The 13603-nt window shown below is 54.2% G+C and carries 19 protein-coding genes; 12 read left to right on the forward strand and 7 right to left on the reverse strand.

What is annotated here, in order from left to right; genetic code table 11:
• Window positions 1-106: 106 nt before the first annotated feature.
• A complete protein-coding gene (locus tag AC0TOF_RS01850; protein WP_473767011.1) occupies window positions 107-535 on the reverse strand; it encodes an HNH endonuclease in 429 nt (142 codons plus the stop codon).
• The gene (locus AC0TOF_RS01855) at window positions 532-1692 is read right to left on the reverse strand and encodes a recombinase family protein (RefSeq protein WP_473767012.1); all 1161 of its coding nucleotides are present in this window, start codon (window positions 1690-1692) and stop codon (window positions 532-534) included. Before AC0TOF_RS01855 ends, AC0TOF_RS01850 begins: the two co-directional genes overlap by 4 nt.
• Before the next feature lie 129 nt (window positions 1693-1821).
• Between AC0TOF_RS01855 and AC0TOF_RS01860 the strand changes: the two genes are divergently transcribed.
• The gene (locus AC0TOF_RS01860; protein WP_473767013.1) at window positions 1822-3198 is read left to right on the forward strand and encodes a replicative DNA helicase; all 1377 of its coding nucleotides are present in this window, start codon (window positions 1822-1824) and stop codon (window positions 3196-3198) included.
• The gene (locus AC0TOF_RS01865; protein WP_025091493.1) at window positions 3195-3494 is read left to right on the forward strand and encodes a hypothetical protein; all 300 of its coding nucleotides are present in this window, start codon (window positions 3195-3197) and stop codon (window positions 3492-3494) included. The genes AC0TOF_RS01860 and AC0TOF_RS01865 overlap by 4 nt, the downstream gene beginning before the upstream one ends.
• A 20-nt stretch (window positions 3495-3514) precedes the next feature.
• On the opposite strand, the gene AC0TOF_RS01870 is transcribed toward AC0TOF_RS01865, so the two are convergent.
• Complete coding sequence (locus AC0TOF_RS01870; protein ID WP_473767014.1) at window positions 3515-4177, reverse strand: hypothetical protein; 663 nt, start codon at window positions 4175-4177, stop codon at window positions 3515-3517.
• An 89-nt stretch (window positions 4178-4266) separates the two neighbouring features.
• Between AC0TOF_RS01870 and AC0TOF_RS01875 the strand changes: the two genes are divergently transcribed.
• From AC0TOF_RS01875 to AC0TOF_RS01890, 4 genes are read left to right on the forward strand one after another with little or no spacing between them, the layout of a single operon-like run.
• Window positions 4267-4473, forward strand: a complete 207-nt coding sequence (locus AC0TOF_RS01875; RefSeq protein ID WP_025091495.1) for a hypothetical protein — start codon at window positions 4267-4269, stop codon at window positions 4471-4473.
• Window positions 4466-4906, forward strand: a complete 441-nt coding sequence (locus AC0TOF_RS01880; RefSeq protein WP_473767015.1) for a hypothetical protein — start codon at window positions 4466-4468, stop codon at window positions 4904-4906. Before AC0TOF_RS01875 ends, AC0TOF_RS01880 begins: the two co-directional genes overlap by 8 nt.
• Complete coding sequence (locus tag AC0TOF_RS01885) at window positions 4903-5076, forward strand: hypothetical protein (protein WP_241084311.1); 174 nt, start codon at window positions 4903-4905, stop codon at window positions 5074-5076. Before AC0TOF_RS01880 ends, AC0TOF_RS01885 begins: the two co-directional genes overlap by 4 nt.
• Window positions 5073-5639, forward strand: a complete 567-nt coding sequence (locus AC0TOF_RS01890; RefSeq protein ID WP_473767016.1) for a hypothetical protein — start codon at window positions 5073-5075, stop codon at window positions 5637-5639. The genes AC0TOF_RS01885 and AC0TOF_RS01890 overlap by 4 nt, the downstream gene beginning before the upstream one ends.
• A 65-nt stretch (window positions 5640-5704) precedes the next feature.
• Here the strand turns inward: AC0TOF_RS01890 and AC0TOF_RS01895 are convergent, their stop codons facing one another.
• The 4 genes from AC0TOF_RS01895 to AC0TOF_RS01910 all read right to left on the reverse strand — a co-directional run bounded on the left by AC0TOF_RS01895 (window position 5705) and on the right by AC0TOF_RS01910 (window position 7621).
• A complete protein-coding gene (locus tag AC0TOF_RS01895; protein WP_473767017.1) occupies window positions 5705-6391 on the reverse strand; it encodes a hypothetical protein in 687 nt (228 codons plus the stop codon).
• A gap of 96 nt (window positions 6392-6487) precedes the next feature.
• Window positions 6488-6817: a hypothetical protein gene (locus tag AC0TOF_RS01900; RefSeq protein ID WP_473767018.1), complete on the reverse strand. Its 330-nt coding sequence runs from the start codon at window positions 6815-6817 to the stop codon at window positions 6488-6490.
• 115 nt (window positions 6818-6932) lie between these two features.
• Entirely contained in the window at window positions 6933-7322 is a 390-nt protein-coding gene (locus tag AC0TOF_RS01905; protein ID WP_473767019.1) for a hypothetical protein, read from the reverse strand.
• Window positions 7319-7621, reverse strand: coding sequence for a hypothetical protein (locus tag AC0TOF_RS01910; protein ID WP_473767020.1), 303 nt, complete (start codon window positions 7619-7621; stop codon window positions 7319-7321). The genes AC0TOF_RS01905 and AC0TOF_RS01910 overlap by 4 nt, the downstream gene beginning before the upstream one ends.
• A gap of 33 nt (window positions 7622-7654) precedes the next feature.
• Here AC0TOF_RS01910 and AC0TOF_RS01915 point away from each other — a divergent pair, with 33 nt between their 5' ends.
• The 6 genes from AC0TOF_RS01915 (at window position 7655) to AC0TOF_RS01940 (ending at window position 13538) form a co-directional block, all read left to right on the forward strand.
• Window positions 7655-8164 carry a terminase small subunit gene (locus tag AC0TOF_RS01915; protein WP_473767021.1) on the forward strand — a complete coding sequence of 170 codons (510 nt, stop codon included), beginning with the start codon at window positions 7655-7657 and terminating at the stop codon, window positions 8162-8164.
• Window positions 8106-9719: a phage terminase large subunit gene (gene terL / locus AC0TOF_RS01920; protein WP_473767022.1), complete on the forward strand. Its 1614-nt coding sequence runs from the start codon at window positions 8106-8108 to the stop codon at window positions 9717-9719. The genes AC0TOF_RS01915 and terL overlap by 59 nt, the downstream gene beginning before the upstream one ends.
• The gene (locus tag AC0TOF_RS01925; protein WP_473767023.1) at window positions 9712-11205 is read left to right on the forward strand and encodes a DUF4055 domain-containing protein; all 1494 of its coding nucleotides are present in this window, start codon (window positions 9712-9714) and stop codon (window positions 11203-11205) included. The genes terL and AC0TOF_RS01925 overlap by 8 nt, the downstream gene beginning before the upstream one ends.
• Window positions 11206-11302: 97 nt before the next feature.
• Window positions 11303-12076 carry a hypothetical protein gene (locus AC0TOF_RS01930; protein ID WP_273794912.1) on the forward strand — a complete coding sequence of 258 codons (774 nt, stop codon included), beginning with the start codon at window positions 11303-11305 and terminating at the stop codon, window positions 12074-12076.
• A 104-nt stretch (window positions 12077-12180) separates the two neighbouring features.
• Entirely contained in the window at window positions 12181-13149 is a 969-nt protein-coding gene (locus AC0TOF_RS01935) for a major capsid protein (RefSeq protein ID WP_025091505.1), read from the forward strand.
• Between the two features lie 50 nt (window positions 13150-13199).
• A complete protein-coding gene (locus tag AC0TOF_RS01940) occupies window positions 13200-13538 on the forward strand; it encodes a hypothetical protein (RefSeq protein WP_473767024.1) in 339 nt (112 codons plus the stop codon).
• The last annotated feature ends 65 nt before the right edge of the window (window positions 13539-13603 follow it).

The raw sequence follows: 13603 nt of genomic DNA on the forward strand, positions 1-13603 counted from the left end.
GCATCGTCGTAGGTCATTGACTTTGGTGCTTTGGCTGCAAGCTTCTCGAAAGCATCGCCAGCCAAGGATGCGGCTTCGTTCAACAGTTCAACTTTCTGATTGACGTTCATGCTCGCGTCCTCGCGGCACCCGCCTGCATCAAGCGGGATGGTGGAAGTGGTGGAAGGGCGGATTTATCGATACGCGGCGACTTCTCGGACTTGGCGAAGCCTTGGCCTTTGATCGTGCCTTTCGGGCGAACAATCCCCTTGGCCTTGTCGCTCATCCGCTTGGTTTTGGCTGCTCTCGGCGTATCAACCGTGCGGGTTTTGTATCCGTGACAGGACACGCAAACGGCAGCGCAGTTATCCAATGTCGGTTCACCGCCGATGCTGTCGGCAATAATGTGATCGTACTGGACGCCAACAGACAGAGGCGCATTGCAACGCTGGCCCGGTTTGAAGCCGTACATTTCTCCAACAGCCTCACACTTGCCGAGTGACCGGCGCAGAGCGGCGCGTTTGATTTCCTTGGTGAACTCTCGCCTAGCCATCATTCCACCTCGTCCAGTTCCGCCGGCTCGACGCCGATGATGGAGCATGAATACTGAACGGCTCTGATGCCGGTCTCTTCCTCCTTGCAGACAGCGATAAACCGTTCGGTGATGGTTCTGGCCTTGGCTTTAGCCAGGTCAGACGTGAACATGTCCGCATAGCCCTTGGCGACCGATACGATGACCGACGGATCTGGCCCGACACTGTTCCGGCACTGGTTGATGTATTCCTTCAGGCCTTCACGTTCTGCGACGGTGAGTTCGACCGCGGCCGACGTTGTTTCGGTTTGCTCGGGCTGGTCATCAACCGGCGCCGTTCTTTCTTCGGAATTGATGAGGGTGGAGCCGCTAAGGACCGAACGCTCTCCACCCTCTACGCTGCCGCTGGAGGCGACTTCGGCAGGCGTATCTTGTTCCTCGTTATTCGAGCCGCTGGCGAGTGTTTCAGTCTCGGACGTGACAAAGTCCTTGCTGAAGCCTTCGCCGCTCTGTGGATCACTCTGGCGCTGTTGCAAGCGCTGCATGACGGAAGGGACGGCAACCTCTTTCGCTCGGGTTGCTCGCGCATTCTCCGACATGTCCATCATCTCATCTGGCGTATAGACACCGAGCATCAACGCCGGTTCGTAAATGCGGCACCAGTCGCGAGTTCCGCGATAGATCAACATCCGGACAAAGTTCTTCGGTGTCCAAGGAGTACCGGTTCCAGTGGTTTTCCATTCGGCCACTGACCCATCAAGCAGGCGCATTCCTGGCAGCCGGCAATTCGGCTTCAACAGTTGAATAACATCGTCTGTGAACGGCTTATCGCTCAGATAGATGCGCATGGCATCACCTTCACCGACAAACAGATGGTGAAGATTGAAACCGAGCTTGGCTTGAATGACGGCTGCAACAAGCTTTCCTTCGTAGCAGAGTTTGCCGTGAACAACGGAAACAGCCTGAGCTACTGAAAATGGATCAAGTCCCCAGCGGACAGCCTGATTGACAATCAGGAAGCAGTTCGAGGCCACGCGTTCAAACGGCAGGTCTTGCTTGTCGTTCTTTCCGCCTTCCTCACGAAGGCTATCAGGAATGAGAGTGGAGCGGGCCATTGCCGTTGCAATGCGCTGCATGTGCTCAAAGCGCGAGGTATCGAGAAGCGGAACCGCATCGATCACTTCGATGATCTGCTTCTGCTTCGGGCGATCCTCGGTCGCAACTATCTGGTTCATTATGCGGCCCTTTCAGAGATTTTGATTTCGTCCTCGACGCGGGTTCGTGCCCACGCTGGCATTTCGATAAAGGACATGTGCTGTTCGTGGCCGTCGTATCCGGTTCTGGGCGAGATATTCGAAGTCATCGGCGATGTGATCAAGCAGGGCAAGGTCGCCCAGCCGATATCCATCAAGCCGTACCTGCCGTGGGACAAGAATATCGACAGTGAAACAACGGTAGGCCGTCTGGTCGCTCGATGCGTTGCCGAGGTCGCTATGCCGTCAGGGATGCTGCCTCAGATGGCCCAGCAGTTGATTGACCTCTACAAGCGCCGACAGATGGTCGCGATTGCCCAGGACATGATCAGAGCGGCTCATTCGATGGCTGTGGACAGCAATCCGGCCGAAATCGGGGAGCAGGCTATCGCAGAGCTAAGTCAGACGTTGTCGGATGGTGATGATATCTATGGCGCTGTGTCTCTCGGCGCTGCACTGGATGAGGCTCTTGATGACACAAACCGGGCATATAGCGGCAAGAAAGGAGCAGGCGTCAGTTACCGCTTTCGACCGGTGGAAGAGCTAATCGGCCCTATGTGTGGCGGCCAGCTCATCATTCTGGGCGGTGCAACCAAACAGGGTAAGTCAGCTCTGGCCGGTCAGTTGGCTATGGGAGCGGCAACAGAAGGCTTTCCCGTCTGGTTCTACTCGGGCGAGATGTCAGCGAAAGAGCTGGCGATGCGTGAGAACAGCCGTGAAACCCAGATATCGGTCAATCGTCAGAAGCGTGGCAAGCTGACTGAGAACGATTTCGAACGTCTGATGAACTTCCGGAACGCCAACCGGGACAAGCAGATATTCATCCAGCAGAAGAGACTGACACTCGACCAGATTGAAGAACGGATTCGGTATTTCGTCTCGAAGAAGGGCAAAGGACTGGCTGTCATTGACCACATGGGCCTGATCGATCGCAATAAGTCGGAAACGAGGCTCGCAAACTGGGAATTTGGCGAAATCGTAACCGGAAAATTGAAGCAGATTGCGAGAGATGTCGACATTCCGATCATCGGCTGTGCCCAGCTTAAGAAGAACGTCTTCGCCGATTACAAGCCGACCGTGAATGAGAAATTCTTTCATCAGCTGTTGGCGAAGAAGCCGCGGTACTCGGACCTAATTGGCGCGATCGAGCGCGATGCTGACCATGTGTTGATCCCGTTCCGGCCGGTGGTGTTTCTCAAGGAGTACGAGCCTTCCAAGTTCTCCGACCTATACGAGGTATGGAAAAACCTGGTCGACCAGAACGAAGACAAGGCCAAGATATTCCTCGCGCTCTCACGGGAAAGCCAATGGCCGCGTGATGTGCAATGCGGCTGGCATGGGCCAACGACAACATTCGTTGATCTGGGCGGTATGAATGAGCCGGAATTGATCAGACAGGAAATCATCGAAAACCCACTGGGCTTAAACCTATGAACGAATCGACCGCATTTGCAGAAGGCACGCCCAAAGGCTTTATCGGAAAGTTCCGTCTGGTCTGGCGCACCCAACATTTCACCGTGGCCGATGAACATGGCCAGCCAAGGTATTTCCCAACCGCCGAAAAAGCAGAATGCGAGGCGTGGAGAGCGAAACACAAGATCGAACAGAGTGTGATGGTCCGAGACGGTGAAAAGCTGTCTGTGGCTCGCTCTGAGGCAGAGAAAGTATTCGGCGCCATCTTCCGGAAAGGCCGCAAGATCGAAGTCGAGCGTAAGGAGAGGGCGGCATGAAAATAAATGCTATGATGACGTTATTCAGCGACAGCGATAGGGCATTGAAGCGTAAGATTTGTTTGTTGTTCGCCTGCGATTACCAGACCAACCTCTACCTTGAAGTTGCGCCAATCCTTTCTGAATTGGCTCTTATCAACTTCATCGGCAAGATCGATCCTGACTTCGCAAGGCGCAGAGGACCTGTCTTTCCAGCCATGCATAGCAATTGCTGGCTGAATCAATCGCCCTTCAAGGTTACGACTGGACAAGCCTCCGTCTGGATCGTCGCGGTCCCAAATCTTGGTTTGATAAATGAAAAGATCGTCACTGTTTGGAATGATGCGTATCGACTGTATGATGATTGGCCGCCTGTTCCAGTTCACAATCCGAACGATAACGTACACTTCACGCTTAATATGCTGGATGGCATCTATGCTCGGCTTAGCATCGCCAAGCATGAATCCAGTCTGTTTTTTCTGTTCTTCATTTTGTCGGTAGAGAAAAATGATGGTGATGGCCGCAGCAAAGGTGGCGGCCCAACCACTCAGCGCAGAAATCCAATCTCGGAAGCAGTATGGTTCTGTTCCATTACACCAATTAGCTCGAACTATTGCAAAATCGAGCAACCAAATCGCGACGAACGCTCCCAGACCCGCTGCCGCTGCAAGCGTAACAAGTCCACTGTACTTGCCCGGTATCATGGCAATTCTCCCCGCCCACAAGTGTCTCATAGCACAATTCCGCGAGCTTTAGCGAGGGGTCAAATCGTGGCGAAAGAAAGATCACAGGCATGACCAAGATGTGGTTCTGTTACGAGTTGGAAAACATGACTTGGTCTCCTGTCGTTTATCGAACGAACGGTGGCGCGCCTGAGCTTAAAGACGTCATGCAGCGCAGCAAGATCGTTGAAGTGCCGGCCGACTGTGTCGGATCAGACGGTGAGCCAATGTTCGGAGCTTTGAAACAGAGATTCCCGCTGGAGGTCTCGGATGGCTAAGCGGTCATGCGACATCTACAAGGTGGCCCGCCAGTGCGGTGTGATCCTGCGAGCCAGCTGTGACCATTCACCGACCAGCCGTAAACCGAGGGAATGCTTCTGCAAGCCCACCTTGCGGGAAATAGGAAGAGAGCACGGCGAGGATCATCTTCGCCTTGTTCTACAACTGATGGTCGGGACGGTTCAGAACTCACTGTTCATCTATTCGGACATGGTCAAAGCAGTTTCGTCCGTTCTGATCCAGTGCCCGCACCTGATCCACAGCCGAACGCTTGTCTCTGACTTCGATGCAATCGACCTCGGGATGCTCCGACTGAAAGCCAAGGCGATGAATTGCGGAATACCGACAACCCACGTTCTCAGAGTGCTTTTGATGATGATCCTGAACAAGCCAGCACAGAGCGATTTCTTCGATAGCAGGGAGGCGGCATGATTACCGACAGTGACAGATTGGAATGGCTTCTCAAGAACGGCGCATCGCTTGAAGAGTTCGAGGAAACGGTAAGCTTTCATGTTCGACGCGTCGGGAATCTGCCGGAATGGAAGAAACGCAAGGCGATTAAGCTTCTGGATCACCTCATAGAAAAGGAGCGCTGCCAGTGAAATACGAAGAGTGGACTGCCAAGGATATCGAACACCGCGTCCTCGAAGCCGCTGAAACGCTCATGTTGATGCCTGGCGAGAAGGGGCCGACATGGGCAAGTGGTTCGATGCCAGATGGTAAACCGGACAGTTTCAACTTGGCTTATGGATCGGTGCCAGCCACGTATAAGCGCCGTCCTGTCGCCGCCGCTATCGACCGGATGTACGAATGCTGGAAATGGATTAACGAACTTGAGAAGGCCGAAGACCGCAAGCTTTTGTACGGCTGGGCCTATGTGAAAGCCCGAAAAGGCATGAAGCTGAGCCGGTTTGCTTTAGAAAATATGATGAATGACCGACAAATGAGAAGGAAAATTGATCAATTAACCCAAGCAATTGCGAACAATCTCAACCGATTGTATCAAGTTCGGTTGACAGTCGGGCTAGACAGCGTGTCCGAAAACGACGATAACTCACATCAACAAACGGTATCGTCCGAGAAGTGCGCGACACACTGGAGAGCGCCGGACGCCAAGCCCAAGAACATCCCTTCTCTTCATGAGAAAATGAAACCCGCTGCATAGCGGATGGGCGAAGAGCTGCTTTTGCTGTGAAACAGGAAATTTTGTAGCTACCCTAATGCTCTTCATCAGGGTAGCCAACTTAATATCCAGTTTGTACCGTACCGACCAATGAACCAACCTAGGGTCGCGGGAGCAAGGAATTTGAATAGGCCGCTGAATGAGCTAGCACTCGCCAACTTAAATAACTTCCAAAAGCCGGATCGTAGAGGCGAGTATCGGTGCTTTCCGTCAATGTGTTGATCACTAGCAAATCGCAACCACGCGATGCGGAGTTTTTGGCCAACCGTTGGGGTCAAATCGATGCTTGTTACATAGGCATAAGCGATTAAATCTCTCACGTCTCGGCGGATTCCGATGTACAAACTCCAATAGTCAAAATAACCTTGTCTAAGAATCAAAGAGTCCTCTACAACAGACGCCACTTTTGATTTGACTGGAAACAGAATGGCTACCATCTGCCCTGTCGGCCCCCGGCTGTAAACTAGAGTTGGTCCACTCTCGTGAGCGGGAGATTTATCTGGGGCCGGTCTCCGCAGCGGGCGGACGCCGAATTGCACCTGTAGCCAACCGGGCAATTCCTTGTCAGTTGTTATTGAATAATTTAGCTCCTTATTGATTTCGGCAAATCCTGGCGTCTCGATCAATGCGCGTCTTATCGCATGAGGAGCAAGCTCAACAAAAAGATCGCTCTCTTTATTCCATTCAAGGCGTTTTACATGGGCAGCGCTGAATACATTATCTTGATTATTCATGAATCTCCCCCCGATCATTTCTGGGATCTTCTAGCACAAAGGGTTGTCGTGGGAGCGAGATCTTGCGGTATAAGCGGGCAAGACCGGTATAGACACTCAGGCGTCAATGCTATTCTCAGATTCGTCAAAGAACTTTCTAGCGGCATCTCGTTGTGCATTTACGCGATCAAAGGATTCTGGCGATAGTGGGCCGCGTGCCATCTCATCAATTAACGCCAGGCTATGCACCAAGTACACATCGATCGGGTATATTCCCCCGCCATGTTCTTTAATCAGTTCCATATGCTCAGATCGAGTGTTTAGAGCAATTTTATAGGCCACCTCAATGCGATGACGTTTGGCTTCATTCTTGGATTGTACGAGTAACGTAACGAGTGATCCAGCAACACCTATCATACCGCCCACCGCTACCGATAGAAGTGGCATATATTGTTCCAAATCAGCCTCCAGCCATTACACAATAATAATACGATTGTGGGTTTCACGGTGAAACAGGACGAGCTCGGACTTGATGCCGACTGTCAGCAAGTGCGCAAAATTACTAATCGATCGTTGCGCCGGTTGTTTCCAACTTTATTTCTTTTCCAGACTTCGTGAGTTTAGATCGCTTTTTTAACGCCATCAAAAAGAATGCTGCGAAGATAAGGAAGGTCAGTGCGGTCATGACGCCAAATGGCCAAACGAGCCCGCTATTGCTCTTCCCCTCTTGAACGGTCGCAACTAAGAGCCCGCAAAAGGCACCGAAAGCTAGCGACGAGATGTAAAGATTGACCTCATAATCTGCTAATCCAGTAGCATCCACCATTTTGATGGTTATTTGGTCGGGAACTGAGACAGTTATGTTGAAGGCTTGTCTTGCGGGGTTAATGACAGCGGGCGCATTTATGTTTGGTTCGATCTTATCTGGATTACCTTTAGGAACATCGTTCATTGTGACCGCCTGTTCAATTCAGGCCACAGATTTTGTGGAAGAACGCCGGCATACTGACCGCCCACCATCATAGGGCTGACCAAAACGTGAATCTGTCCGTTTGCCTGGTGAGAAACGCCGGTCAGACCTCTAATGATATTCTGTCTGTCGATCTCCGTCGTCACCGGGACCACATAGACTGTATTCAATGGTCGAACCCATGCGTAGGGGAGAAGTACCTCTTTCAGCCTCTCGTTCCACATATTCCAAGCGCCGGGCTCATTCTGGTTCGTAATGTCCCACGAAACGATAAGATGCATGCACGCCCTCCTTTTGCCCAGAGGAATTGAACCGTGAGTCTTACAGCTAAGCAAGAGGCTTTTGCCCGCGCCTATGTGGAAACCGGGAATGCTTCGGAGGCGTACCGGAAAGCATATAAGGTCAAGCCGACGACGAAGCCGGATACTGTGTGGGCGAATGCATCAAGAACGCTCGCAGACAGCAAGGTTTCAGCAAGGGTGCAGGAACTGCAAGGCAAAGCAGCTCAAAAGGTCGCTGTGACGGTCGAGAGCCTGGCTACAGAGCTAGAAGAGGCTCGCCAGATAGCCATAGAAGAGAAGCAGTCTAGCGCCGCTGTATCGGCCACTATGGGCAAAGCGAAGCTGTTCGGTCTGGGTACTGAAAACCGCAAGATCAGCGGGACACTTCAGGTCATCACGATTTCTGCAAAACAACTGGAAGCGCTGACAGACGATGAACTTGCAGCTCTCGAAAGCGCCTACCCGGTTTTGCAGAAGCTCGGGCTTGTCTCTGCAGGCAATCCGGGCGGAGAGGCAGGCGAGGGAAGCGAACAAGAGGATTGAGGAAGAGGCGGAAAGCGCCGGTGTTTCTCTGTCCTCATTCATCCGTGGCGGTTGGCATGTGCTGGAACCGGGCAGGGCATATCTGCATGGCTGGCACATCGATGCGATATCGGACCATCTCGGGGCGGTAACGAACGATCAGCTAACGCGGCTGATCATCAATGTTCCGCCTGGTACGATGAAGTCGCTCACTGTCGGAGTGTTCTGGCCAGCATGGGAATGGGGCCCGGTCGGCAAGCCGTTCATCCGGTCTATTGCCACCTCGTATAAGGAAAGTCTCGCGAAGCGCGACAATATCAAGGCTCGCCGTCTGGTTCAGTCTGACTGGTATCGCCAGAGATGGGGCAGCCAGTTCCAGATGATGCCCGATCAGAACTCGACGCTGAAGTTCGAGAATGACAAGTCAGGCTTTCGAGCGGCAATGTCGTTCGAATCCCTCACGGGTGAGCGTGGCGACCGTGTGATTATTGACGATCCGTTGTCAGTGGGTAAGGCAAAGTCTGATGCTGACCGTCTAACGGCACAGGAAACCTTTCTCGAAGCGGTTCCGAACCGTCTGAGTGATCCGATCAAGTCGGCCATCATCCTTGTGATGCAGAGGCTGCATGAAGGTGACACTACCGGCGTGGCGCTGGCCAAGAACCTTGGATACGAGCACCTTATGCTCCCGATGGAGTTCGAGCCCGAACGCCGTTGTTACACCATAGTGAAGCCAACGGGGTTTGATACACCTGCGGTCCGAGCGCGATACGATGCTGGAAAGCAAATCTGGTATCGGGAGGGACAGGAGATACCGGAATCCCGACGTGAGTATGTCGAGAAGTCCGATCTCAAGACGGTTTATACCCACGACCGACGCGAGAAAGATGGCGAACTGCTGTTTCCAGAGCGATTCCCACGTGAAGTCGTCGAGCGTGACAAGGTGTCTCTCGGGTCTACTGGTCATGCAGGCCAGAACCAGCAGAGACCGGCGCCACGAGAAGGCGGCATGTTCAAACGGTCGTACTTCTCGATCGTAGGAGCGATACCGGCCGGCACCGTGTTTGTCCGAGGATGGGACTTGGCGGCAACGGAAGATGATCCTTCATCGGCCAGAACCGCCGGTGTGAAGATCGGCAAGATGCCCGACGGCAAGTTCATCATTGCTCACTGTGTGGCAGAGCGGGCCAGTCCGGCCGGTGTACGCACATTGATCAGGAACACTGCTGAACAGGACGGCAAGGATTGCTCAATCTCCATGCCGAAGGATCCGGGACAGGCCGGTAAGGACCAGGCACAGCAGCTTGTTGCGATGCTGGCTGGCTACAAAGCTAAGGCTACACCGGAAAGCGGCGACAAGGTCACACGTGCCGAGCCTCTATCGGCTCAGTGTGAGGCTGGAAACGTCGTTCTGTTGAAAGGCGCTTGGAACGAACCATTTCTCGATGAGGTCGAGGTGTTCCCGAACGGGAAGCTGAAAGACATCGTGGACGCATCGTCCCGCGCATTTAACGAACTGGCGACAAACCAGACACGAACCGCACTCTTCGGTACATCAGGACGGATAAATGGCTGATACAGATTTTCTCGCTACATCAGCCGATTATAAGGCGATGTTAGGCTACTGGACGAAGGTTGCAGCTATCCGTGGCGGTGTGGATGCGATGCGGAAGGCTGGCAAGACTTATCTCCCGCAGTTCCCGAACGAGAGCGATCCGAACTATGCCTACCGTCTGGCGAACTCGAAGTTCACTGACATCTATTCGGACATCGTGGAGAACCTGGCATCCAAGCCGTTCTCAAAGGAAGTCATGCTTGCCAACGATACCGTACCGGAAGCTATCAAGGTTGTGACCGAGGATATCGACGGCGGCGGCAATCATCTGCACGTCTTTGCCGACAATGTTTTCTTCAATGGTATTCACAACGCCATTGACTGGATACTGGTCGACTATCCGACGGTGCCGGAAGGTGCCACGCTTGCCGATGAGAAGCGGATGGGTGCGCGGCCGTACTGGGTCAGCATCCCGGCGACAGACATGCTCTGGGTCGAAAGCAAGGTCATCAACGGCAAGGAACAATTCACTTACGCAAAGATCTATGAACCCGTCACGCAACGCGACAATGCCGGCAACGAGAAGTGCATTGATCGTGTGCGAATCCTGATCCGAGATGAACTCGAAGGTGGTCAGTATGGGCCGGCCCGGTATGAAATCTGGGAGAAGGGCACAACGAACAATGCTGGCTGGTCGTTGATCGCTGAGGGCCCGATCTCGATTGGTGTTATTGCGCTTGTTCCGTTCTTCACCGGTAGGCGTGAGGGATCGACATGGCGCATTCGCCCCCCGATGCGAAACGTTGCCGAATTGCAGGTCGAGCATTATCAGCAGGAAACCAATCTCAAATCTGCGAAGGAATTGACCGCCTTTCCCATGCTGGCAGGAAACGGTGTGACGCCACCGGTGGATGAGAACGGCAGGCCTATCATGGCGCCGATTGGCCCCTCAGTGGTTCTTTATGCGCCTCCGGCTCCAGATGGCACGAAGAGCGGACAGTGGCAGTTCATCGAGCCGTCAGCCTCATCGCTCAAGTTTCTGTCTGAAGAGGTGGACAAGACCGAGACCCAGATGCGCGAGCTTGGCCGCCAGCCGCTGACAGCAGGCACAAGCGGGATAACACAGGTTGCAGCCGCCTTCGCCTCCCAGAAGTCAGCCAGCGCCGTACAGGCGTGGGCTTTCATGCTCAAGGATTGCCTGGAACGGGCTTATGTCTTCACATCGATGTGGCTGAAGGTGAAGCTTGAGCCGACCGTCTACGTGAACACTGACTTCGCCATCGAGCTCGGTGAGGACAAGGCGCCTGAAACGCTTCTGACCATGAATGAGCGCGGCAAGCTCAGCACTCAGACACTCTGGCAGGAAATGAAGCGTCGAAGCATCCTTTCACCCGAGTTTGACGCGGATGAAGAGGAAAAGCGGATTATCGACGAACTCCCCGGTGGTGACACCGAGGATGATCTGACCGCTGCGGTCACTCCACCGGTGAAAGACCCGGCGGAATAGTTCAATCGACAATCTGACTTCACACGGCTCGGTAGGGTGATCCTTCCGGGCCTTTTTCAATGCGCGGGAAGCGCACAACTATCCGGGATGGATAAACATGGCTCTCAAAGCAATTCTGGCATCGCTCGACGGGATCGATGATGCAATCAAGGCTCTGTATGCCGAGAAGGACGGTAAGTTCGTTCTCGATGTCGAGCCGGTGGACGGTTTCGCACTTGAAGACGTGAACGGCCTCAAGACGGCTCTGGGCAAGGAGCGCACCACGCGCGAACGTCTGGAGCGCGATGTGGTCAAGTTCAAGGATCTCGACCCGGACAAGGCCCGCGAAGCGCTGGCAAAGCTGGAGGAGCTGACCAGCATCGACCCAGCGAAGGAAGCCGACAAGATCGCGAACACGAAGTTTGAGGCTGCCAAGGCCCAGCTTCTGGAAAAGCACACTGGCGAAATTTCCAGCCGCGATGAGCGCATCGGTCATCTGACCAAGACCGTTGAAAGCCTGCTTATCGATGCTGCTGCGACGTCCGCTCTGGCTGAAGCGAAGGGTTCAGTTGAACTGCTCCTTCCTCATGTGCGGGCTCATACTCGCGTCAAGGAAGTCGACGGCAAGTTTACGGTCGAAGTGGTCGACAAAGATGGCAACGCAAAGATCGCAGATTCCAAGGGTACGCCCATGGATATCGCCGGCCTGGTTGCCGAGATGAAGGAATCTGAAGCGTTCGGACGTGCCTTTGAAGGATCCGGTCAGTCGGGCAGCGGCAAGCAACCCGGCCCCGGAGGCGGCGGTAACCCTCCGCAACGCGGAAATTTCGGTGGAACCCGTGAAGAACGGGCGGCGGCTATCGCAGCCAAATTCCCTGAACTGAAGGGCTGATCGCCCTGAAACTTCTCTGCTGCTGTCTCGGGATGAGAAGCGGCATCCAGCGGGCGGGAAGCCCATCCAACCAACAATCCCGAGACACAGCGTAGGAGCTTTCCATGTCTCTTTCCCAGATGCAGGTATTCAACAAGTACTTCATGCCCGCGATCATCGAAACGCTGGCGCAGATGGTGCAGAAGTTCAATGCCGCCTCCAACGGCGCAATCCGTCTCACGACAGATGGTTTTGAGGGCGATTTCCTTCAGGAGTCGTTCTTTGCATCCATCCACTCAGCGCAGCGTCGTGTAGATCGGTATGCGGCACAAGCCGCAGCAGCCGCGACCGATCTGACCCAGCAGAAGCACTCTTCGGTAAAGATCGCCGGCGGCTTCGGCCCGATCCGCTACGAACCATCGCAGATGACCTGGCTTCAGAAGCCTACCGCTGAGGGCATCGAAGTGGCATCCCGCAACTTTGCCGAAGCCATGATGGCTGACCAGCTGAACACGGCCATTGCTGGACTTGTCGCCGCCATCGGCAATCAACCGGACGCGACGAATGATGTGTCCGCGGCAACCGATCCGGCCCTGTCTTACGTGGCAATGAACGATGCGCATGCAAAGTTTGGTGATCACTCGGGCAACCTGATCGCTCAGGTCATGAACGGCACGGCCTATCACAAGCTCATCGGCGCCAATCTCGTCAACACGGCTCAGCTCTTCCAGGCGCAGAATGTCCGTGTGGTCGATATCCTCGGCAAGCCCGTGATCGTCACCGATGCACCGGCACTGTATGAGGCGGGAACGCCGAACAAGCTGAAGGTGCTTTCTCTCGCGGAAAGTGCTGCGATTGTTCATGACGGCAGCGATGTGATCACCAACATCGAAACCTCCAACGGCCAGACTCGCATCGAGACGACTATGCAGATGGACTATTCGTTCGGTCTGGGTCTCAAGGGCTACACTTGGGATGAAGCCAACGGTGGTAAGTCGCCGTCCGACGCTGAGATCGCCACCGGCACGAACTGGGACAAGGTCGCGACCAGCATCAAGCACACGGCCGGCGTTCTGACCGTGGCCGCAGCCTAATCATCAACCCGGGCGGGCTTCGGCTCGCCCTTTTTATTTGAGGGTTTCCCATGTTGAAAGAGCGTGAAATCGCATATGTCGTTCACCCCGTATCGCAGAAGCTCAAAGAAAAGCTTCGGGCCGATGGCTTCAAGATCATAGATGCTCGGTTCGCGCCGGAGGACGCAAAGGTGATCAACCCGCACAAGAAGCGCGGGAAGGACGAAGGCCAGCAGCAGCAGGCGCTATCGACTGGCGGCATCGGCACAGACGGTGGCGACCAGTTCAGTGATGATCAGCTTCGCGCTGCCATCGAAACTGCGACCGGCAAGGCTCCGCATCCGAATATGAAGCGGGAGAACCTCCTGGCTTACTTCAACAAGCTGAATGCCAAGGCCGCAGGCGAATGAGCGATACTGACCGTGTGATTTGGTGTGACCGCGGTTGGCAGCCCGTCCATTTCGGCTTCTGTCCC

The organism is Ochrobactrum sp. PL_is501 (genome assembly GCF_055816895.1).

Coding starts and splice junctions, on each gene's coding strand:
- AC0TOF_RS01850 (WP_473767011.1), bottom strand. CDS start 535: ATGATGGCTAGGCGAGAGTTCACCAAGGAAATCAAACGCGCCGCTCTG.
- AC0TOF_RS01860 (WP_473767013.1), top strand. CDS start 1,822: ATGTGCTGTTCGTGGCCGTCGTATCCGGTTCTGGGCGAGATATTCGAA.
- AC0TOF_RS01865 (WP_025091493.1), top strand. CDS start 3,195: ATGAACGAATCGACCGCATTTGCAGAAGGCACGCCCAAAGGCTTTATC.
- AC0TOF_RS01870 (WP_473767014.1), bottom strand. CDS start 4,177: ATGATACCGGGCAAGTACAGTGGACTTGTTACGCTTGCAGCGGCAGCG.
- AC0TOF_RS01875 (WP_025091495.1), top strand. CDS start 4,267: ATGACCAAGATGTGGTTCTGTTACGAGTTGGAAAACATGACTTGGTCT.
- AC0TOF_RS01880 (WP_473767015.1), top strand. CDS start 4,466: ATGGCTAAGCGGTCATGCGACATCTACAAGGTGGCCCGCCAGTGCGGT.
- AC0TOF_RS01885 (WP_241084311.1), top strand. CDS start 4,903: ATGATTACCGACAGTGACAGATTGGAATGGCTTCTCAAGAACGGCGCA.
- AC0TOF_RS01895 (WP_473767017.1), bottom strand. CDS start 6,391: ATGAATAATCAAGATAATGTATTCAGCGCTGCCCATGTAAAACGCCTT.
- AC0TOF_RS01900 (WP_473767018.1), bottom strand. CDS start 6,817: ATGCCACTTCTATCGGTAGCGGTGGGCGGTATGATAGGTGTTGCTGGA.
- AC0TOF_RS01905 (WP_473767019.1), bottom strand. CDS start 7,322: ATGAACGATGTTCCTAAAGGTAATCCAGATAAGATCGAACCAAACATA.
- AC0TOF_RS01910 (WP_473767020.1), bottom strand. CDS start 7,621: ATGCATCTTATCGTTTCGTGGGACATTACGAACCAGAATGAGCCCGGC.
- AC0TOF_RS01925 (WP_473767023.1), top strand. CDS start 9,712: ATGGCTGATACAGATTTTCTCGCTACATCAGCCGATTATAAGGCGATG.
- AC0TOF_RS01930 (WP_273794912.1), top strand. CDS start 11,303: ATGGCTCTCAAAGCAATTCTGGCATCGCTCGACGGGATCGATGATGCA.
- AC0TOF_RS01935 (WP_025091505.1), top strand. CDS start 12,181: ATGTCTCTTTCCCAGATGCAGGTATTCAACAAGTACTTCATGCCCGCG.
- AC0TOF_RS01940 (WP_473767024.1), top strand. CDS start 13,200: ATGTTGAAAGAGCGTGAAATCGCATATGTCGTTCACCCCGTATCGCAG.